Genomic DNA, 19,194 nt, shown 5'->3' with positions numbered 1-19,194 from the left:
ACAGCCACTAGCCCCGAATTATCCAATGTCCCTGCTCCCCTACGCCCTGGCCCGCCCCTTTTTATTTGGGCTGGACCCCGAAACCGCCCACGAGCTGACCATGGCCTCGCTGGCGCGCACCCAGGGCACGCCGCTGGCCCTGGCCTACCTGTCCAGCCGCGTCAGCGACCCGATCGAACTGGCCGGGCTGAAATTTCCGAACCGCGTCGGCCTGGCCGCCGGGCTGGACAAAAACGCGCGCTGCATCGACGGCCTGGCCGCCATGGGTTTCGGTTTTGTCGAGGTCGGCACCGTCACCCCCAAGGGCCAGCCCGGCAACCCCAAGCCGCGCATGTTCCGCCTGCCCGAGGCCAACGCGCTGATCAACCGCCTGGGCTTTAACAACGAAGGCCTGGACGCCTTTTTGGCCAACGTCCAGCGCTCCAGCGTGCGCAAGCCCGGCGCGCAGGGCGGCCTGCTGCTGGGCCTGAACATCGGCAAAAACGCCGCCACGCCGATCGAGAACGCGGTCGACGACTACCTGGCCTGCCTGGACGGCGTCTACCCGCATGCCGACTACGTCACCGTCAACATCTCCAGCCCCAACACCAAAAACCTGCGCGCGCTGCAAAGCGACGAGGCGCTGGACGCCCTGCTGGGCCGCATCGCCGAGCGCCGCGAAACACTCGCCAAACAGCACGGCAAACGTGTGCCCATCTTCGTGAAAATCGCGCCCGACCTCGACGAGGCCCAGGTCGCGGTGATCGCGGCCACGCTCAAGAGCCACGCCATGGACGGCGTGGTCGCCACCAACACCACGCTCAACCGTGAGGCCGTCAAGGGCATGCGCCATGCGGAAGAAGCCGGCGGCCTGAGCGGCGCGCCCGTGCTCGAAGCCAGCAACCGCGTCATCAGCCAGCTGCGCGCCGCGCTCGGCAAGGGCTTTCCCATCATCGGTGTGGGTGGCATTTTGAGCGGCGCCGACGCCGTCTCCAAGATCAAGGCCGGCGCCGACGTGGTGCAGATCTACACCGGGCTCATTTACAAAGGCCCGGAACTGGTCACCCAGGCCGCGCAGGCGATCAAAAAAAGCCGTTAAGGCTTGGCGCGCTTTTTCGGCGCGGCCTTCTTTTTAGCCGCCCCCAGTTCCACCCACACGGGCGCATGGTCGCTGGCGTGCTCCTGCCCGCGAACCCAGCGGTCCACGCCGGCCGCCTTCAGGCGCGGCGCGAGTTCGGCGTTCAGCAGGATATGGTCTATGCGCAGCCCCGCGTTACGCTGCCAGTGCTGGCGGAAATAATCCCAGAAGGTGTAGAGGCGCTCGCCCGGGTGCAGCGCGCGCAGGCTGTCCACCCAGCCCTGCGCCAGCAGTTTTTCGTAAGCCGCGCGGCTTTCGGGCTGCATCAGCGCGTCGCGCTGCCATGACTTGGGGTTGTACACATCCAGGTCCGTCGGAATCACATTGAAGTCGCCCATCAGCGCCACCGGATGGCCCGAAGCGTAAAGCGCCTTGGCGTGCGCATGCAGACGGCTGAACCAGGCCAGCTTGTAATCAAATTTCGGTCCGGGCTGCGGGTTGCCATTGGGCAGGTAAAGGCAGGCCACGACCATGCCGTCCACCGCGGCCTCCAGGTAGCGGCTCTGGTCGTCGGCCGGGTCGCCGGGCAGTTCGCGGCGTATTTCCACCGGTGCCTGGCCCTTGGCAAGGATGGCCACGCCGTTCCACGAACGCTGGCCTTTCCACAGGGCCTCGTAGCCCGTCTCACGCAGCGCCTGGTGCGGAAACACCCCATCCAGCGCCTTGAGTTCCTGCAGGCAGACCACGTCGGGCGCGTCTTTCTCCAGCCATGCCAGCAGCTGCGGCAGGCGCGTCTTGATGCCGTTGACGTTGAAGGTCGCGAGCTTCATCAGACGCCGGTCAAACGCCGGGTGAAGGTTTTCCCCTCGGCGCACGCCGGAAAGCCTCGGCCCCGCCGCTGCCGCCGCCGTCGGGAAAGCTGTGCTGTTGAAGCTTGCCACCCTCCCCGGGCTTCATGGGCCTTGCGATCAGGGTGCTGGCATCGTTGCCGTCGGCCGCGTCGTCCGGCTCGCTGTGCGGCGGGTGCGGCACGGGCGCGCCTTCGCCGGTCTTGGCGCGTGTCGGGCTGGTGGTGTTTTTGGGCATGGTTCCAAGGTAGCAGTCCCGCGGCGCACCGCATGTCGGACAACACCCCTTCAAACCCACCCCCGTCCATGCTCACTGCGTGTAGCTTGTTCCCCCCTCAAGGGGGCGGCGCCTGCGGTCTGGCAAAGCCAGTCCCGCGGCCCCCACTGGTAGCGCCCAAAGAACTCTTTAACCCAGCATGAGCCGCGGAACCGGCTTTGCCGGGCCGCAGGCGGGCGGCCCCCTCGGGGGGGCAGGAAGCCACACGAAGTGAGCGACCGTGGGGGCGCCGTCTCTGTAGAGCCTGTCCCCTAGAGTACCCGGCGGGCTTTCTGCGGCCGCGGCTTGCGACTACGATGCAGGCAGTTTTGACAGGAGACCTGCTTTTGGCCGCGACCCCATCTTCCCCCACTTTCCCCGCTTCCTCCGCCTCCCTGCCCTACCCCCACCTGCTCGCCCCGCTGGACCTGGGCTTCACCACGCTGAAAAACCGCGTGCTCATGGGCAGCATGCACACCGGCCTGGAAGACGGGCGCAAGCATTTCCCCGCCATGGCCGCCTACTTCGCCGAACGCGCGCGCGGCGGTGTGGGCCTGATGGTCACCGGCGGCTTCGCGCCCAACATCGCCGGCTGGACCAAACCCTTCGCCGGCATGCTGGCCAGCTCAGGCGCGGCGCGCCGCCACAAACAGGTCACCGACGCTGTGCATGCCGAGGGCGGCAAGATCGCGCTGCAAATCCTGCACACCGGCCGCTATGGCTACCACCCGCTGTGTGTCGCGCCCTCGCGCATCCAGAGCCCGATCTCGCCCTTTGCCCCGCGCGAACTCAGCGCCGGCGGCATAGAACGGCAGATACGCGCCTTCATACGCTGCGCCATGCTGGCGCGCGAGGCCGGCTACGACGGCGTCGAGATCATGGGCAGCGAAGGCTATTTCATCAACCAGTTCCTCGTCACCCACACCAACCAGCGCACCGACGACTGGGGCGGCAGCTACGAAAACCGCATGCGCCTGGCCGTGGAGATCGTGCGCCGCACCCGCGAAGCCGTGGGCCGCGACTTCATCATCATCTACCGCCTCTCCATGATCGACCTGATCCCCGGCGGCAGCAGCTGGGAGGAAGTCGTGCTGCTGGCCAAGGCCGTGGAGGCCGCCGGCGCCACGATCATCAACAGCGGCATAGGCTGGCACGAAGCCCGCGTGCCGACGATTGCCACTTCGGTGCCGCGCGGCGCTTTCACCTGGGTTACCAAAAAGCTGCGCACCGACCTGCGCGCCGCCGGCCTCACCATCCCGCTGGTCACCAGCAACCGCCTGAACATGCCGGAAGTCGCCGAGCAGGTGCTGGCCGAGGGCTGCGCCGACATGGTCAGCATGGCCCGCCCCTTCCTGGCCGACCCGGAATTCGTCAACAAGGCCGCCCAGGGCCGGCGCGATGAAATCAACACCTGCATCGCCTGCAACCAGGCCTGCCTGGACCACGCCTTCAAGGCCCAGCTGGCCAGCTGCCTCGTCAACCCGCGCGCCGGCCATGAGACCGAGCTCGTCATCCGCATCGCCCCCGCGCAAAAGCGCGTCGCCGTCATAGGCGCGGGCCCGGCGGGACTGGCCGCCGCCACCACGCTGGCCCTGCGCGGCCACAGCGTGGACCTCTACGACGCGGCCGACAAGATCGGCGGCCAGTTCAACCTCGCCAAACGCGTGCCCGGCAAGGAAGAGTTCGAGGAAACCCTGCGCTACTTCGGCCAGCGCATCAGCGGCACCGGTGTGCGCCTGCACCTGAACACCCGCGTCAGCGCCCAGGACCTGATCGCGCAGAAATTCGACGAGGTCATACTCGCCACCGGCGTCACGCCGCGCAACCCGCGCATCCCGGGCCAGGAGCATCCCAGGGTGCTCAGCTACATCGACGTGCTGCTGGGCCGCCAGCCCGTGGGTCAGCGCGTGGCCCTGATAGGCGCGGGCGGCATCGGTTTTGACGTGGCCGAATTCCTGGTCACGCCCGCCGGCCATTCCACCGCGCTCGATCTGCCGGCGTGGCTGGCCGAATGGGGCGTGGCCGATCCCGCCGAGGTGCGCGGCGGCGTGGTGCGCCCGCAGGTGGCGCCGCCGGCGCGCCAGGTCACGCTGCTGCAGCGCAAGCCCGGCAAGCTGGGCGCCGGCCTGGGCAAGACCACCGGCTGGATACACCGCGCCGCGCTCAAAATGAAAAACGTCGAGATGCTCTCGGGCGTCAACTACGAACGCATAGGCGAGCAGGGCTCAGACCTGGGCCTGTTCATCACCTTCGGCGAAAAGCGCACGGACGGCACCGTGCTCGCCGTCGACAACATCGTGCTGTGCGCCGGCCAGGAGCCGCTGCGCGAACTGCTGGAGCCGCTGCGCGCGGCCGGCGTCAAGACCCATTTGATAGGCGGTGCCCACGAAGCCGGCGAACTCGATGCCAAGCGGGCGATCAACCAGGGGACAAGGGTGGCGGCTGCGCTTTAGGCTCTCTTTATCCCCTCTCTAGACGCGCACCAGGCTGAACACCAGCAGCCCCAGCGCCATCCCGAAACTCAGCGCATGCACATTGGCCGCCATGGCGATGCGTTTCATGAGCCTCAGGCCCTGCTGGTCCTGCGAGCCCAGCAGGAACAGCAGGCACATCTCGCGCCGCCGCTGCGGGTCCACCGCGCTGTGCTGCTTGAGCGCCTTGTGCATGGACGCCGACAGGTAGAGCGCGGCCACCGAGGCCAGCACGATGATGGGGAAAAACCAGCCGTGCACCATCCACACCGGAAGCTGCGGCGCCCACCAGGCGCGCAACAGGTCGGCGGCGGCAAAAATCAGGAAGCCCGCGGCGAGGCCCAGCCATTCCTGGGTGCGAAACTTCGCCATCATTTGCCTGACCCTGGCTTCCAGGGACAGTTCGTAGCTCATGCGGGTTACCTTGTGTGGACGTTGCGCGATACACGACCTGGGGCCGGCCTGCGCGGTGCAGGGATTCTGCTCAGGAATGCCCGCCGGGGCAATACTGCAAATGGAGGAGGCGACGCGCGGCGGTGCTGTGGTGCTTAACGGCGCTTAACGACGCAAGGGGTCCAGCAGCGGCTTCAGGCCGTTGTGGTCGATTTCCTGCATCAGCGCCAGCAGGCGGCCGATTTCACCCTTGGGGAATCCCTCGCGCGCAAACCAGTTCAGGTAATTGCCCGGCAGGTCGGCGATCAGCGTGCCCTTGTGCTTGCCGAAAGGCATTTCGCGGGTCACCAGCAGTAGCAGGTCTTCGGGATTCATATATATATCTAGAGGAAAGCAGAGGAAAGCGTGCCTAGCCGCCGGCCCGTTTGGGGGCATAGCCCTGTTTCTGCAGCGCCGCCATCACGGTGTCGCAATGGTCGCCCTGCACCTCGATCACGCCGTCCTTGGCCGTGCCGCCCGAACCGCAGGCCGTGCGCAACTGCTTGCCCAGCAGCGCCAGGGCCATGGCGTCCAGCGGCAGGCCCTTGACCACGGTGACCGTCTTGCCGCCCCGGCCCTTGCTCTCGCGGCTCACACGCACCGGGCCGCCCGCCGCGGGCGCCGCCGCCTGCTTGCAGCTGCAGGCCGCTACCGGCCGGCGGCAATTGGGGCACATTCTTCCGGCCTCGGTGGAATACACCAGGCCGCCTGCGGGAGTTTGTTTCATCAAGGAGGAATGAAGAAGAAGAAGAAGAGGAAGTGGCCGCCAGGCTGCGTGCTAGGTTTTAGAACGGTCGTTCGTAAAAAATTGTGAACTAGTTCACAGAAAACCAAAAATGTACCTGATATCCCTTATAAACAGGGCCGGGATAGGCGCTACGCCCTTCTTCTTCAGCATGACCTCCGGGCGATTTCAGGGCGCGAACATGACGGGCAGCAGTTTTCTGATCGGTTTTTTCCTTTTTGTCGGCAGTGTGGCCCTGGGTGCCTTGGCTTATGAACGCTGGTTGTCCCATGTGGTGGCCACCCGCAAAAAAGTGGCGCGCAACCACACCCTGCGCGCCAAACCCCTGGCCAGCCGCGACGAGCTCCAGGTCTGGCGCTGGCTGGAGGAGGTGTTCCCCGAGCACCGCATCCTGCCCAAAGTCCCCTTCACCGGTTTTATCGAACCCAACCAGCGCGGCGGCGACGCCCATTGGCAGGCGCTGCTGAGCACGGTGAACTTTTCCTGCGCGCTGGCCGACCAGAAAGGCACGGTGCTGGGCTGCATCGATGTGCTGGGCCGCGGCGAGGTCACCGGCCGCAACCACGGCTTCAAGCGCGAGCTGCTGGCCCGCGCCGGCCTGCCCTACTGGATTGTTGAAAGCCAGCGCCGGCCCAGCGCCGCGCTGCTGCGCGAAAAATTCCTCGGCACCGCCACCAGCGAAGCCGCCAAACTCGCCTCCAGCGAACGCGCCGGCCGCCCCGCTCGCACCAAGCTCGAGCAACCGCAGCTCTCGCGCGTGTCCAGCAATGCCTCGGACCTCACCAAGGCCGGCATGACGCCGCTGCACCTGAAGTCCACCCTCAAGCTGCAGGCCCTGGCCCGCGCCTTCGCGCTGCGCCTGGCCGGCGAAGGCCCGCCGCGCAGGCCTATCAATTACTCGAGTACCAACCCGAGCAGTTCCATCATCTAGGGTCTTGCGGGCTTGGGGGGTCATCAAACGGCTCAGGCCGTTTGGGTTTCTGGCCAAACAGCAGGCCCAGCACCAGACCGACCGCGATGAGCACGCCGCCCGCGGCCATGGCGCCGGTTTTCCATAGCGCGCCGGACCGCACCCGCTGCTTCAGGGCTTGTAGCTCCCCACGAAAAGCCGCGTCACCAAACTCACCGAGGTCGCGGCCTTGCGCGTCGACACGGTTCAGCCTGATGAAGCTGTAATCGCCGACCAGCGCGGTGTTGCCCAGCGCGTCGATCAGCAAGGGGTCGGAATCATCGGCCAATGCCGCGCGCGCCACGGGCCGCCGCTGGGCGTCAAACACCAGCACGTCCCCATCCTTCTGGCCCTGCTTCACGGCCAGCATCCACAGCGTGCCGTCCGGGCCCAAGGCCACGTCGGTGACCTTGCCGCGGCCCTGGCGGGCCTGGCCGTGCACGGCCGAGCCCAGGCTGCGCAACAGCCCGGTGGGTTGGCCGGGGGCGACGCGCAGCCAGACCAGCCGGCGGTGGTCGTTGTCGGCCACCACCAGGGTGTCATTGCCCAGATAGCGCAGGCGGTTGGGGAACAGCAGCGGCGCCACCTGGGGGTCGGTGCTGTCCAGGGCTTTGCCGCTCAAGTCAAACGACTGTACGCGGTTGCCCTTGGCATCGGCGATGAAGACGCGCTCACCAGCGCGATCCACGGCCAGGTGCACGGTCAGGGAACGGTCGTTGTTCTTGAGCTGCGGGCCTTCCATTGCCGTGCGGCAATCCGCCAGTTGCGCCTGCGCATCGCTCCAGGCGCAACGCAGCACACGGGGCACGGCGGCGCCGTCAAAGAACCAGGCCTCGACCCGCTGCCGGGCATCCACTGTCCAGTCCATGTCGCTGGGGCTTTCGCTCAAGCCCAGCGCCTTCAGGTCCTGGCGCGCGATGCGCTGCCCCTGGGCGTCAAGCACATGCAAGGCGTGGTTGGCGACGACGGCGACCCGCTCACCCTGCGGCGCCTTGAACACCCGCAGCGCCACCATGCCCGCATCCGGGTTGACCCTGTTCTGGCCATGCACAAAGGCCGCCACGCACAGCGCAAGGCCGATCAGGATGGGGATGGCCAATTGCCATTCGCGTTTCGTCATGATGGGTGGGCCCTCGCCGCTGATGTTGTTATTGATGGGGCCCTGGTGTGCCCCGAGCGCCCCAAGCGGGGCGCATCTTCTCAGTCCCCGCGCCCTCCGGGAGAGGGTTGGGGTGAGGGAGTCAGGCCCCCTTCAGCAAAAACTCCATCTCGGTCCCCGCCAGGTTCAGCACATCATGGTGTGACAGCGGTGTGGCCTTGGGGCCTATGGCCTTGCCGTTGAGGGTGGACGGCGTCTCCCCATCCATATGGGCCACGTAATAGCCGTCGCGCCGGTGCGAGATCGACACCACCGCCACGCCCGGCTGGCCGAAGGTGGTGACCGCCTTGACCACCGGCACTTCAAGCCCCGCCGACGAGCCCGACAGCACTTTCAGGCTGGCCTGCCGCGCCCCCGGGGTGCCGGGCAACCCTATCGCGTCCAGCGACATCGCCGTGGTTTCCTGGCTCTCGGCGGGCTCCTCGTGCGCGGAGGTCGCCAGGTACTGGATCCTGAAATGGCCGATGTTGATGATGTCGTTGTCGTGCAGCAGCTCGCGCGCCTTGACCATATGGCCGTTCAGGTAGGTGCCGTTGGTGCTGCCCAGGTCGCGCAGGTAGACGTCGGCGATGCCCTTGAGTTCAAACACGCAGTGCTCGCCGCTGACCACCAGGTTGTCGAACACGATGTCGTTGTACGGCCGGCGGCCCAGCGTCGTGCGGTCGTTCTTCAGGTAGACATGCTTGATTTCGACGCCTTCGACCGATGCAATGAGTTGCGGCATGAGGAGAAGCCTTTCTTCTGGAGGTGTCGCCACCACTCCCAACATGGCGGCTTCCCCATCGTAGCGCCGGCCCCGCGAAGGCACAAGGGCGGCTGCGCGGCTAATTTTTCTCCACCGGACGGCAGGCCGCGCGTATCAGCCGCTGCGTCGGGTTGGGCGTCACGTCGCGAAACGCCATGTGCCGCACCACGCCCTCGGGATAGGTCGAGGTCTGGTGCGGCTCGCCCTTCCACAGCGGCTCCTTGTAGAAATCCAGCGAGAGGTAGCGCGCGTTTTTGTTCGCGCAGTCGAACTGCACGGTGGAGGTGTAGGAGCGGTAAGGCACGCCGTCCCAGCTGGTGCGCGGCTGGGAGCGGCTCACGCGTATCTTCATGGTGCGCAGCTCGCCCTGCACGCCCACCGGCACCGGATCGACCTCTATGGTGTTGAGCGCCGGGTCCTGCGGGTCGCCGAGCACGGTGAACCACGCGGCCTGCGCGTGCAGCACGGAGGCGCCTCCCAGCAAGCCCCAAAACAGCATGGTCTTTCTCATGGCAGCTCTTTGATGATGCTACGGGGCCTAAGAATGTTTCGCCCTCTTGCAGCATTTGCACAATGTCGCACTCGATCCAGTCTAACGGGCGGCGGCCTGGCTTGTCACATGAAATGACATAGCGCCGTACGCGCGTTGGCATGGCAGCAACACCTTGTTGTAGTCCGCAGCCGACATCCGGCCGCGCCCCCTCCCTGCGTGCGCCGCCCCGGCCAACCCTTAACTTGAAGGCATGGAGTTTTTCCATGTCCCCCCAACCACCCGAAAGGTAATCCCCATGAACAAAGACCAGGTCAAAGGCAAGATCAAGGAAGTCGCCGGCGAAGTGCAGGAGCACACCGGCAAGATGGTCGGCAACGCCGAGCAGCAGGCCAAGGGCCATGCCCGCGAGTTTGAAGGCAAGGCCCAGAAGGCTTACGGCGACATGAAGGAAGACGTCAAGGACACCGCCAAGGAAGTGAAGAAGGACCTGGAGCGCGACCCGCTCAAGCCTTGATTTGAACCTCAAACCTTAACCAGGTTTTCACACCCTCGCGCTTTCGCGCGCCCCGCAGATCGGCCGGTTTATCCGGCCGATTTTCCGTGCGCGCCACTTGAGCCTCAGCGCCATCCGCGCGGCCAAAGGCGTGTCGGGATTTTGGCTGACGGCCACAAGCGCCTTCGCCGCCGGCCGCGCCGCCCCATGCCGCGCCATCATGGCCTCGTGAGCCCGCGCAAAAAAGACCCCCGCCAAACCGGCGCCCCGTCCCTGCCCGAGGATCTGAGGCACGGCGGCTTGCGGCAACCCACCGTCGCCATCCAGGGCTACAGCCTGCAGCTGCACGACGGCGAGGGTTTTGTGGGTGACAGCGTGAGCCGCACCGCCTACAGCGAGATGCTGGACGCCTGGCGCACGCTGTACCGCCGCATCAGCGGCCTGGACCCGCTGGGCCGCAAGCCCACGGCAAAGATCAGCAAGAAGCGGCTTGACGAATTGCTCAGGCGCAACGGCAAGGCCGCGGCCATCATCGCCGCCGCGTCGGAAGACTATGCCTGGCAGCTGGCCCGCGTGGTGCGGCGCTTCCTCGCCCATCCTTCCTGGCAGGGCGTGCGGCGCATCGTGGTCGGCGGCGGCTTCCGGCAAAGCCTGGTCGGCGAACTCGCCATAGACCGCACGGCCGAGCTGCTCTACCAGCGCGGCAGCCGCGTGCACCTCATGACCTTGCGCCACCATCCCGACGAAGGCGGGCTGATAGGCTGGGTGCACCTGGCGCCGCCCGAGGTGCTGTCCGGCTACGACGGCTTCCTGGCCGTCGACATCGGCGGCACCAATGTGCGCTGCGGCATCGTGCGCCCGCGCGCGCGCAAGGCACCGGACCTCACCGAAGTGAAAGTCAGCGGCCTGCGCAAATGGGGCCATGCCGGCGACAGCGACGCGACCCGACGCGAAGACCTGGTGCAGGGCATTGCCGCCATGCTCAAAAAACTCATCCAGCAGGCCGGCGCCAGAAAGCTCAGGCTCGCGCCCTTTGTGGGTGTGGCCTGCCCCGGCATGATCAGCGAAGACGGCTCCATCGCCGCCGGCGCGCAAAACCTGCCCGGCAATTGGGAGAGCCCGCGCTTCAACCTCGCGCAGCACCTGGCCGAACACCTGCCGCCGCTGGCCGGCCGCGACATCCAGGTGCGGCTGCACAACGACGCGGTGGTACAGGGTCTGTCGGAGCTGCCCTTTATGCAGGGCGTGAAACGCTGGGCCGTGCTGACCGTGGGCACGGGTTTGGGGAATGCGAGTTTTATCAACACCGGCACACCGGCCGTCGGCAAACGACGCTGAGTTTCAGCCCCTTTCCGGCTTGCCTCGTCCCCTCTCACTTTGGGAGGGAGAAGATCTAGCGCGGCGCGATGGGCGGGCCCACCACCACGCCCGGAAACACCGGCAGCTTTTCCACCGGCACCGGCGTGACTGGCTGCAGCACCACACCGGGCATGCCGCCCGAATCCCCACCCTGCACGGCCGGCACCTGGTTTTCGGCCGGAGCCTGGATGGTCACGTACTTGATCACAGGCGCGGGCTGCCAGCGCGGTGCGCCGCCCTGCCCGCCCGTTGACGCCCCCGCCATGCCCACGCCGGCCGGCAGTTCGCCCGGCTGGCCTTCCTGCGGCGGCTCGGCGCCGTTGAGCAAGGCTTCCACGCGCTGCTGCTCCTGGTCCGTCACGCCGCCGCCCTGCGGCGCCGGGAAGCGCTGCTCGGCGTCCACCACCTTGGCCTTGATCGCCTGCTGGAAAAACTCGCCCACGATGGGCAGCGCGCTGCGCGCGCCCTGGCCCCAGCTGTCACCCATGGTCACGCGGTTGTCGTTAAAGCCCACCCAGGCGCCCGCCACCAGCTGCGGGTGCATCATCACAAACCAGCCGTCGGTGTTGCCCTGCGTGGTGCCGGTCTTGCCGGCCAGATCGGCGCGCAGGCCGTAGCGGCTGCGTATCGCCGCGCCCGTGCCCTGGTCGATCACGCCGCGCATCACGTCCAGCAGCGTCTGCGCCACCGTGGCCGACATCACCGTCTCCGGCGCCTTGGCTTCAAACTGCTCCAGCACCTTGCCGTTGCGGTCTTCCACGCGCGTGACGATGATGGGCTCGATATAGCGGCCGTCATTGGCCAGCGTGCCGTAGGCCGTGACCATTTCCTTGAGCGTCACCGGGCTGGTGCCCAGCGCGAGCGAAGGCACCTCCTCGAGCTTGCTCTGCCGCACGCCCATGGCCCTGGCCAGCTTGGCCACATGCGCCGGGCCCACCACCTGCATCACCTGCGCGGTGATGGTGTTCTTGGAGAACATCAAACCCTGGCGCAGGCTCATGAACTCGCCGCTGGGCCCGCCGCCGTCGGTGGGCCGCCAGAAGGCACCGTTGCCCAGCGGGATTTCCACCACGCCGTCCACAAAACCGTCGCTCTGCCGGGCGCCCTCCTCAAAGGCCGCGCCGTACACAAAAGGCTTGAAGGTCGAGCCCGGCTGGCGGCGCGCCTGCTGCACATGGTCGAACTGGTCGTCCGAAAAATCCCGGCTGCCCACCCAGGCCCGCACCTGGCCGTTTGTGGGGTCCAGCGCCATGAAGCCGGCCTGCAGCCGCGTCTTCTCGTCCTTCAGGGTTTGCATGAAAGCGGCATTGGCCAGCAGGGTCTTGAGCGCCTGCTCGTCCGGCTGGCCCGCCGCGCGCGCGGCCTTGTATTCGGCGGTGTCGCGCACAAAGGCCAGGGCCAGTTCACGCTGCGCGCCGCTTTTGGCCTTCCAGCCCGAATTGAAGCGCCAGTCGCCCGCGACGACTTTCTGCAAACGGTCGCCTTGCGCCACCAGCGCCTTGTTGGCCATGGCCTGCAGGCGCGAATCGATGGTGGTGCGCACCACCAGGCCGTCGGCGTAAATGTTGTAGTCGTTGCGGTCCGCCCATTCGATCAGCCAGCGGCGCAGCTGCTGCGCCAGGTGCGGCATTTCGCCCAGTTCCGGGTCCAGGCGCTCAAAGTCGATCTTCAGCGGCTTTTTCTTGAGCGCCGCGAGTTTTGCTTCGGGCAGCTTCCCGTGCTTGACCATCTGCATCAGCACGATGTTGCGGCGCTGCAGCGCGCGGTCGGGGTTGACCACCGGGTTGTAATAACTCGCGCCCTTGAGCATGCCCACCAGCGTCGCGCTTTGCAGCACGTCCAGCTCGCTGGCCGATTTGTCGAAATAGGTGCGCGCCGCCATCTCGATGCCATAGGCGTTGTAGAGGAAAGGCACGGTGTTCAAGTAGCTCTCGAGGATCTCGTCCTTGCTGTACACCGCCTCTATCTTGAAGGCCGTGATCGCCTCCTTGAGCTTGCGCGTCAGCGTGGCCGAGCGGCCGATTTCCTCGGGGTACATATTGCGCGCCAGCTGCTGCGTCAGCGTCGAGCCGCCCTGCTTGCGGCCCGTCAGCGTCAGCAGCACCGAGGACACCGTGCGCCGGAAGTCCATGCCGTGGTGCTCGTAAAAGCGGTGGTCCTCGGTCGCGATCAGCGCGGCCACCACATTCGGCGAAATCGCATCGAGCTTGACCCAGCCGCGGTTCGCGCGCTGGAAGCTCGCCAGCTCCTGGCCGTCCACTGACATCAGCACCGAAGGCTTGGCCGTCTTGGCCTTGAGCAAATCGCTGATGCTGGGCGTGAAAGGCAGCAGCAGCACCGTGTACAGCAGCAGCATGGCCGGGATCGCGGCCAGCGCCAGGGCCACATCACGCTTGGTCAGCTTGCGCAACCGACCGGGAATCGAAGCCGCGAATGCGCGCAGGCGCGGGCCCAGGGGTGCCTGGAAAAAGGTCTGGAAGGGGTTCTTCATTGCCTGCAAGTTTACTGGGGCGCTGTAAACCCCTTTTGTAGGACGGCGGCGCGGTGGAACAAGACAGGCAAAGGGCCGGCAAAGCCGGAGAAAACACCTGTTTTCCGGCACCACCAGGAGCACTTGCCGCTCCCAAATGTCGGCGGCGACCTACAAAAGCCGGGCCGGCTTGGCGCTAAGGTAGTTATATAGACATACAAACGCCAAGGAGACCTCCATCCATGAGCTTTCTCTCGCACCGCCCCGTCGTGCAACCCGACCGCATCAATCTCCATAACCCCCAGGCCGCCGCCGCATGGGAACAAAAGCTGCACGCCGACCGCGAGCAACTGAGGCGCGCCATCGCCACCGTCGGCGACAAGGCCTGCAACGTCGAAAAATACCTCCAGGGCAAAGACAGCGCCTCCGCAGGGGACAGGGACAAGCCCCATTGATGGCCGCCGCGGTTGCCGCCACAATGGGCTGAGCACCCGCCCGGCTTAGCCCGGCCCCAACCTGTCCACCGTGTCCCGCGCAGCGGCCAAACGCCGCCCTGCGCAGCAGGAGGTATTGCCATGGCCTTGCAGCAGCAACTCGCCTTTAGTTTCGACCTCAAGCGCCGCACCACACTCGCGGCCCTGCCCGCCCTGGGCGCCGCCCTGCTCGCACCCCGCGGCGCGCGGGCGCAAACACCGGCGGCACCGCGATTGCAATCCTGGCCGCTTAACACCCGCTCCGCCACCGGCATCCACGACATCGCGCCCGCACCCGAAGGCGGCGTATGGTTCTCGGCCCAGCGCAGCGGCCACCTCGGCTGGTTTGACCCGCGCAGCGGCAAGACCGAATTGATTGTCTTGGGCGGCGGCTCATCGCCCCACGGCGTGATTGCCGGCCCCGACGGCGCGGCCTGGCTCACCGACGGCGGGCAAAACGCGATTGCCCGCGTGGCCTGGCCTTCGCGCCAGGTCAAAGTTTTCCCCCTGCCCGCCGGCACACCGTATGCCAACCTCAACACCTGCGCTTTCGACGGCGAGGGCAACCTGTGGTTCACCGGCCAGAGCGGTTATGTCGGCAAGGTCGACGTGCGCAGCGGCACCGTGACGGTAAAAGACTCCCCGCGCGGCCGCGGCCCCTACGGCATCTGCGCCACACCCAAAGGCGAGATCTGGTGGTGCTCCCTGGCCGGCTCCTTTATCGCGCATATGGATACCAAGACCGGCGAATCCCGCATCGTCGAGCCGCCCACGCCGCGCCAGGGTGCAAGACGGGTGTGGTCAGACAGCAAGGGCCGCATCTGGGTCTCGGAATGGAGCAGCGGCAACCTCTCGGTGCACGACCCGGCACTCGGCACAGGCGCCAATAGCTGGAAAACGTACAAGGCCCCAGGCGCCGACCCGCATGTGTATGCGGTCTATGTCGACAACAAGGACATGGTCTGGGCCTCGGAGTGGAGCAACAATGCCATGCTGCGTTTTGACCCGGGCAGCGAGAAGTTTGAAGCCATCCCCCTGCCGCGCGCCAATGCCGCGGTGCGGCAGATCCTGGGGCGGCCTGGCGAGGTCTGGTTGCCTGAGAGTGGGACGGAGTTTGTGACGGTGATCAGGACGGGGTGAGTATCCGGCAACACCCGGCAATGGCAAGCCCCCAGCGCGCTGCGCATGACGACGATGTTCAGGCTGTCGCCGTCCTGCTTCGCGTCACACCCGTTTCCCGCACCGGCGGCAGGCCGAACATGCGGCCGTACTCCCTCGTGAACTGCGGCACGCTTTCATAGCCCACCGCAAACGCCGCGCTGCTCGCGCTCAACCCTTCCGACAGCATCAAACGCCGCGCCTCGATCAGCCGCAACTGTTTCTGGAACTGCAGCGGCGACAGCGAGGTCACGCTGCGAAAGTGCTGGTGAAATGAAGACGGACTCATGCCCGCCACGCCCGCGAGTCGCTCCACCGGCAAAGGCCGCGCAAAATCCGCCCGCAGCACAGACACCGCGCGCGCCACACGCTGCGCGTGGCCGTCAGGCCAGCCCAGGCGCCGTATCGCGGCCCCCAGCCGGCCCGCCAGCAGCCAGTAATGCATCTCGCGCACCCGTTGCGCCTGCAGCACCGGCAGCGCCGCCGGGCGATCCAGCAGTTGCATCAACCGCTGCGCCGCATCGGCCACCTCGGACTCCGTCGCCCCCACCCGCACAGCCGCTGCGTCGGGCGCGGGCCCGTCTTCCATCTGCAGCACCAGGTCGGCGATCACCGCGAGGTCCAGCTCCAGCACCAGTGAGAGGTAAGGCTTGGCCAGACTTGCGCGCGTGATCTGGTTGACCGTCGGCACGTCCGCCGTGATCAACAGCGAATCACCGGCGGAGAAGACAAAGGTTTGCGTGCCCAAGGTGACTTGCTTGCTGCCCTGCAACAGGAGGCAGACCAGCGGCTGCGAGATCGCATGCACCAGGCCGCTGGGCGAAGTCGCGCGCACCAGGCTGAGGCCCGGGATGGCCGTCTGCGCCAGGCCCGCCTTGTCGGCATGGGCTTCAGCATAACGGCCGACAACATCCAGAAGAAAAGGAAGCGTGCTCATGCCGCAAGCCTAACCGCTGGCGGCCGGTTGCGGCCAGCCCGGCGCTGAAATTTGGAGGATCAGGCAAGAAGCACCGAGCTTCCGGCAACCAGCCCCGGCCCGCCCGCCGGACACTGAAATCCTCATCCACCAAGCCTCCAGACAAGGAACCCGACCATGCGCAGCAGCACCCGAATCACCCTCATCACCGGCGCCAGCCGCGGCCTGGGCCGCAACACCGCCCTCAGCATCGCCCGACGCGGCGGCGACGTCATCATCACCTACCAGAGCCGGGCTGAAGACGCCCAAGCCGTGGTCGCCGAAATCCAGGCCATGGGCCGCAAAACCGTCGCCCTGCAGCTGGACACCGGCAACATCGCCAGCTTCGCCCCCTTCGCCGACCGCCTGCGCGCAGTGCTGCAAGGCACCTGGCAACGCGACACCTTCGACCACCTCGTCAACAACGCCGGCCACGGCGACTACGCCCTGATAGGCCAGACCACTGAAGCGCAATTCGACGGTCTGGTCAACGTGCACTTCAAGGGCGTCTACTTTCTCACGCAAGCCCTGCTGCCCCTGATCGCCGACGGCGGCCGCATCGTCAACCTCTCCTCGGGCCTGACCCGCACCTCCTACCCCGGCTATGCCGCGTACGCGGCGGTCAAAGGCGCGGTCGAAGTGCTGACCCGCTACATGGCCAAGGAACTGGGCGCACGCGGCATCGCGGTCAACACCGTAGCGCCGGGCGCGATAGAAACCGACTTCGGCGGGGGAGCCGTGCGCGACAACCCCGAGATCAACAAAATCTTTGCGGGAATCACTGCCCTGGGCCGCGCCGGCCTGCCCGACGACATAGGGCCCATGATCGCGAGCCTGCTCACCCAAGACAACCGCTGGGTGAATGCGCAGCGGATTGAGGTGTCTGGGGGCCAGGGGATTTGAGGGGAACCCGAGCTTCGGAGTGGAGCAGCAACGCGAAGAGGCGCTTTGACCCCGTGACGGAAAGTTTGAAGCCCCCCCTGCCACGCACCAATGCCGCGGTGCGGCAGATACTGGGCCGGCCTGGGGAGGTCTGGTTGCCTGAGAGTGGGACGGGGTGAGGGGCAGGTATCTTCAAAAAAGCTTGCGCCGCCCTCCAAGTAGAGGATGCTCTTAACAACCTAGGCGACTAACATCTTCTTACACCTCAACCAGGGGCGAAGGAGACAGGTATGGGTTGGCGAGGAACGCTACGAACCTTGGGAGCAATTTCAAGGGAGGCAGAACGAAACTCAAATCGCAGAGCCAGGCTGCGTGCCAAGGAGATCGCACTCTCGGAGAAGCTAGAAGCCCTTGAACAAGCGGCCGAAGCCGTCAGGGATTTCGAGGAGTATGTCGAGAAGCTGATTACGCTTCATCGCTCTTGCTCACCATCCATCAATTGGCAATCACAAGCCGCAGCTCTTGCCCCTGTCCAACCTCAATTGAGCCAAAAGTCCGAGACTGCTGCTCAGTCCCGCTTGGACAAGTACAAGCCATCCTGGCTGGACAAGCTGTTTGGCAACACTGACAAGAAGCTAAAAAAGCTCGCGGATGCCTTATCCGCAGCGAAGTTAGAAGACCAGCAACGATTTTGTCAGGAGTCGACCAAGTTTGAGGAGGACCTTGCCGACCACAGGGACCAAGTCGAGTTTGCAAAACGCATACTGGCCAAAGATCCAGCCGCCATGCTGGAAGCCATCAAACTCTATGAACCTCTACACGCCGTCGGTCTCCTTGGTGAAAACCTCCTGATTCAGATAGAAAACCCGAACCTGGTCATCATAGATCTGAGCGTGCACGGCGAGGAAGTAATCCCCAAAGAGCGGCCCAAGCTTCTGGCGTCTGGGCGCGCAAGCGTCAAAGCTATTCCCAAAGGGGAATACAACCGCCTCTATCAGGATTATGTGTGCAGCGCTTCTTTGCGAGTCACCAGGGAAATATTGGCGCTAATCCCTGTCGATGCGGTTCAGGTCAATGCTGTTGATGATCTTGTCGATAGCTCGACTGGACATCTGAAGCAATCCGCAATTCTTTCCTACCTGGCCCCCCGATCAACGATAGAGAAACTGAACCATCACGCCATCGACCCTTCCGACGCGATGAAAAATTTTCTTCACCAAATGAGTTTTTCTCCAACGGCAGGGTTTAAGCCGATAGAGCGACTGGAGCAACAACGCGATGCTGCGTTTTGACCCGGCCAGCGAGAAGTTTGACGTCATTCCCCTGCCCCACGCCAATGCCGCGATGCGGCAGATCCTGGGCCGGCCCGGGAGGTGTGGTTGCCTGAGAGTGGGACGGAGCTTGTGGCGGTGATTAGGACGGGGTGATGCCAACGGCTTTCGAACAATACTCGACGACCCGGAATTCTCGGGTGTTTCTTTCGCAGTAGAACAACTAGTACGCCGGCCAAAGCACCAATGAGGAGAAACGGAGCATGAGTGGATGGAAAATTCCTTTACTGTGGATTAGCATAGCTATCGCAATTGCAATGCTGGCTCAATTTGAAACGATAGTTGTATGGACTGATCTGCACAGCGGATTCGCATCCTGGGTTCAGGCCGTTGGATCAGTACTTGCCATTCTGGCTGCCGCAGTGATCGCCGGGTGGCAGACGCTCCAAACTCGAAACGCTGATAGAGAAAAAGAACGGCGAGATCGACTCAACAAATTCTTAGCCATTCGCGGAATTCTTGTACACACCGATGCGTGTTTTCAAATTGCCGTTACCGAACTAGGTAACCGATCTGCTCCGAAAGTTTGGGAGCGTCTAGGCGAAGAAGTTTCTCAGGCCCGTTCTGTTCTAGCTAGCCTACCCATACTTGATCTACCCGGCCCGTATGCCGCAATTCGTCTCGGTCTGACAGAACAAAATCTACGTGCACTCAATAACTTTTGCACAGATGTCGAAGAAAGCGATCCCCGTTTCGATAAGCAGGAAATCACAGCCATATTTGAAGAATGGCGAAGTAAGTCAGCGAATACATTGAAGTGGTTTCTCGGTCAAGTTCAAGAAAATAGCACTATCGAAGAAATGCGGGAAATAGTCCGCTTAGCTCGAGAGCAAACCTAGGCTATTCAGCGTGTACCAATTGCCGAGGAGTGTTGTAGAGTTTGACGACACCTACCTTTCCAGGTTAAACGCAATTCTT

General features: G+C 65.0%; 20 protein-coding genes and 1 pseudogene. 11 read left to right on the top strand and 10 right to left on the bottom strand.

The annotated features are described in order from the left end of the window. Nucleotides 1-25: 25 nt before the first annotated feature. Nucleotides 26-1,078: a quinone-dependent dihydroorotate dehydrogenase gene (locus PMI15_RS21115; protein WP_007873979.1), complete on the top strand. Its 1,053-nt coding sequence runs from the start codon at nucleotides 26-28 to the stop codon at nucleotides 1,076-1,078. On the opposite strand, the gene xth is transcribed toward PMI15_RS21115, so the two are convergent. Further along, complete coding sequence (gene xth, locus PMI15_RS21110) at nucleotides 1,075-1,887, bottom strand: exodeoxyribonuclease III (RefSeq protein ID WP_007873978.1); 813 nt, start codon at nucleotides 1,885-1,887, stop codon at nucleotides 1,075-1,077. The genes PMI15_RS21115 and xth overlap by 4 nt on opposite strands. Before the next feature lie 10 nt (nucleotides 1,888-1,897). Then, nucleotides 1,898-2,143, bottom strand: a complete 246-nt coding sequence (locus PMI15_RS21105; RefSeq protein WP_007873977.1) for a hypothetical protein — start codon at nucleotides 2,141-2,143, stop codon at nucleotides 1,898-1,900. A 413-nt stretch (nucleotides 2,144-2,556) separates the two neighbouring features. Here PMI15_RS21105 and PMI15_RS21100 point away from each other — a divergent pair, with 413 nt between their 5' ends. Continuing rightward, the gene (locus PMI15_RS21100; RefSeq protein WP_036840521.1) at nucleotides 2,557-4,614 is read left to right on the top strand and encodes an NADPH-dependent 2,4-dienoyl-CoA reductase; all 2,058 of its coding nucleotides are present in this window, start codon (nucleotides 2,557-2,559) and stop codon (nucleotides 4,612-4,614) included. A gap of 18 nt (nucleotides 4,615-4,632) precedes the next feature. Here PMI15_RS21100 and PMI15_RS21095 read toward each other — a convergent pair whose 3' ends face one another. From PMI15_RS21095 to PMI15_RS21085, 3 genes are all read right to left on the bottom strand, one after another. Further along, nucleotides 4,633-5,046 (bottom strand): hypothetical protein, encoded by a 414-nt coding sequence (locus tag PMI15_RS21095; protein WP_007873975.1) that lies wholly within the window; start codon nucleotides 5,044-5,046, stop codon nucleotides 4,633-4,635. A gap of 144 nt (nucleotides 5,047-5,190) precedes the next feature. Then, nucleotides 5,191-5,400, bottom strand: a complete 210-nt coding sequence (locus tag PMI15_RS21090; RefSeq protein WP_007873974.1) for a DUF3820 family protein — start codon at nucleotides 5,398-5,400, stop codon at nucleotides 5,191-5,193. Between the two features lie 34 nt (nucleotides 5,401-5,434). Continuing rightward, nucleotides 5,435-5,791 carry a translation initiation factor Sui1 gene (locus tag PMI15_RS21085; RefSeq protein ID WP_036840478.1) on the bottom strand — a complete coding sequence of 119 codons (357 nt, stop codon included), beginning with the start codon at nucleotides 5,789-5,791 and terminating at the stop codon, nucleotides 5,435-5,437. 109 nt (nucleotides 5,792-5,900) lie between these two features. Between PMI15_RS21085 and PMI15_RS21080 the strand changes: the two genes are divergently transcribed. Continuing rightward, nucleotides 5,901-6,740, top strand: a complete 840-nt coding sequence (locus tag PMI15_RS21080) for a DUF2726 domain-containing protein (RefSeq protein ID WP_007873972.1) — start codon at nucleotides 5,901-5,903, stop codon at nucleotides 6,738-6,740. Here PMI15_RS21080 and PMI15_RS21075 read toward each other — a convergent pair. The 3 genes from PMI15_RS21075 to PMI15_RS21065 form a co-directional block, all read right to left on the bottom strand. Beyond that, nucleotides 6,733-7,878, bottom strand: a complete 1,146-nt coding sequence (locus tag PMI15_RS21075) for a hypothetical protein (protein ID WP_007873971.1) — start codon at nucleotides 7,876-7,878, stop codon at nucleotides 6,733-6,735. The two genes, PMI15_RS21080 and PMI15_RS21075, sit on opposite strands and share 8 nt — an antisense overlap. Before the next feature lie 121 nt (nucleotides 7,879-7,999). Then, complete coding sequence (locus PMI15_RS21070) at nucleotides 8,000-8,641, bottom strand: FHA domain-containing protein (protein ID WP_007873970.1); 642 nt, start codon at nucleotides 8,639-8,641, stop codon at nucleotides 8,000-8,002. A 100-nt stretch (nucleotides 8,642-8,741) separates the two neighbouring features. Further along, entirely contained in the window at nucleotides 8,742-9,173 is a 432-nt protein-coding gene (locus tag PMI15_RS21065) for a surface-adhesin E family protein (RefSeq protein WP_007873969.1), read from the bottom strand. 277 nt (nucleotides 9,174-9,450) lie between these two features. Between PMI15_RS21065 and PMI15_RS21060 the strand changes: the two genes are divergently transcribed. Then, complete coding sequence (locus tag PMI15_RS21060; RefSeq protein ID WP_007873968.1) at nucleotides 9,451-9,669, top strand: CsbD family protein; 219 nt, start codon at nucleotides 9,451-9,453, stop codon at nucleotides 9,667-9,669. Between the two features lie 186 nt (nucleotides 9,670-9,855). After that, the gene (locus tag PMI15_RS21055; RefSeq protein ID WP_007873967.1) at nucleotides 9,856-10,986 is read left to right on the top strand and encodes an ROK family protein; all 1,131 of its coding nucleotides are present in this window, start codon (nucleotides 9,856-9,858) and stop codon (nucleotides 10,984-10,986) included. A 55-nt stretch (nucleotides 10,987-11,041) separates the two neighbouring features. Here the strand turns inward: PMI15_RS21055 and PMI15_RS21050 are convergent, their stop codons facing one another. Further along, the gene (locus PMI15_RS21050; RefSeq protein WP_007873966.1) at nucleotides 11,042-13,498 is read right to left on the bottom strand and encodes a penicillin-binding protein 1A; all 2,457 of its coding nucleotides are present in this window, start codon (nucleotides 13,496-13,498) and stop codon (nucleotides 11,042-11,044) included. Nucleotides 13,499-13,719: 221 nt separating this feature from the next. Between PMI15_RS21050 and PMI15_RS21045 the strand changes: the two genes are divergently transcribed. Together PMI15_RS21045 and PMI15_RS21040 are read left to right on the top strand one after the other, a co-directional pair. Next, nucleotides 13,720-13,932 (top strand): DUF3606 domain-containing protein, encoded by a 213-nt coding sequence (locus PMI15_RS21045; protein WP_007873965.1) that lies wholly within the window; start codon nucleotides 13,720-13,722, stop codon nucleotides 13,930-13,932. Between the two features lie 120 nt (nucleotides 13,933-14,052). Beyond that, nucleotides 14,053-15,090, top strand: coding sequence for a hypothetical protein (locus tag PMI15_RS21040; protein WP_007873964.1), 1,038 nt, complete (start codon nucleotides 14,053-14,055; stop codon nucleotides 15,088-15,090). A 58-nt stretch (nucleotides 15,091-15,148) separates the two neighbouring features. On the opposite strand, the gene PMI15_RS21035 is transcribed toward PMI15_RS21040, so the two are convergent. Continuing rightward, nucleotides 15,149-16,045 carry an AraC family transcriptional regulator gene (locus PMI15_RS21035; RefSeq protein ID WP_007873963.1) on the bottom strand — a complete coding sequence of 299 codons (897 nt, stop codon included), beginning with the start codon at nucleotides 16,043-16,045 and terminating at the stop codon, nucleotides 15,149-15,151. Between the two features lie 156 nt (nucleotides 16,046-16,201). Between PMI15_RS21035 and PMI15_RS21030 the strand changes: the two genes are divergently transcribed. The 4 genes and pseudogenes from PMI15_RS21030 (at nucleotide 16,202) to PMI15_RS24955 (ending at nucleotide 19,115) form a co-directional block, all read left to right on the top strand. Next, nucleotides 16,202-16,966 carry an SDR family NAD(P)-dependent oxidoreductase gene (locus PMI15_RS21030; RefSeq protein WP_007873962.1) on the top strand — a complete coding sequence of 255 codons (765 nt, stop codon included), beginning with the start codon at nucleotides 16,202-16,204 and terminating at the stop codon, nucleotides 16,964-16,966. Between the two features lie 14 nt (nucleotides 16,967-16,980). Continuing rightward, a pseudogene (locus PMI15_RS25390) lies at nucleotides 16,981-17,124 on the top strand (lyase); the annotation flags it as partial. A gap of 111 nt (nucleotides 17,125-17,235) precedes the next feature. Further along, complete coding sequence (locus PMI15_RS21025) at nucleotides 17,236-18,237, top strand: hypothetical protein (protein WP_007873961.1); 1,002 nt, start codon at nucleotides 17,236-17,238, stop codon at nucleotides 18,235-18,237. A gap of 242 nt (nucleotides 18,238-18,479) precedes the next feature. Then, nucleotides 18,480-19,115: a hypothetical protein gene (locus tag PMI15_RS24955; protein ID WP_007873959.1), complete on the top strand. Its 636-nt coding sequence runs from the start codon at nucleotides 18,480-18,482 to the stop codon at nucleotides 19,113-19,115. The last annotated feature ends 79 nt before the right edge of the window (nucleotides 19,116-19,194 follow it).

The organism is Polaromonas sp. CF318, from assembly GCF_000282655.1.
Classification (GTDB): Bacteria; Pseudomonadota; Gammaproteobacteria; order Burkholderiales; family Burkholderiaceae_C; genus Polaromonas.
Note: the sequence above shows the minus strand (reverse complement) of the source record. Positions and strands in the feature narration are given on the sequence as shown.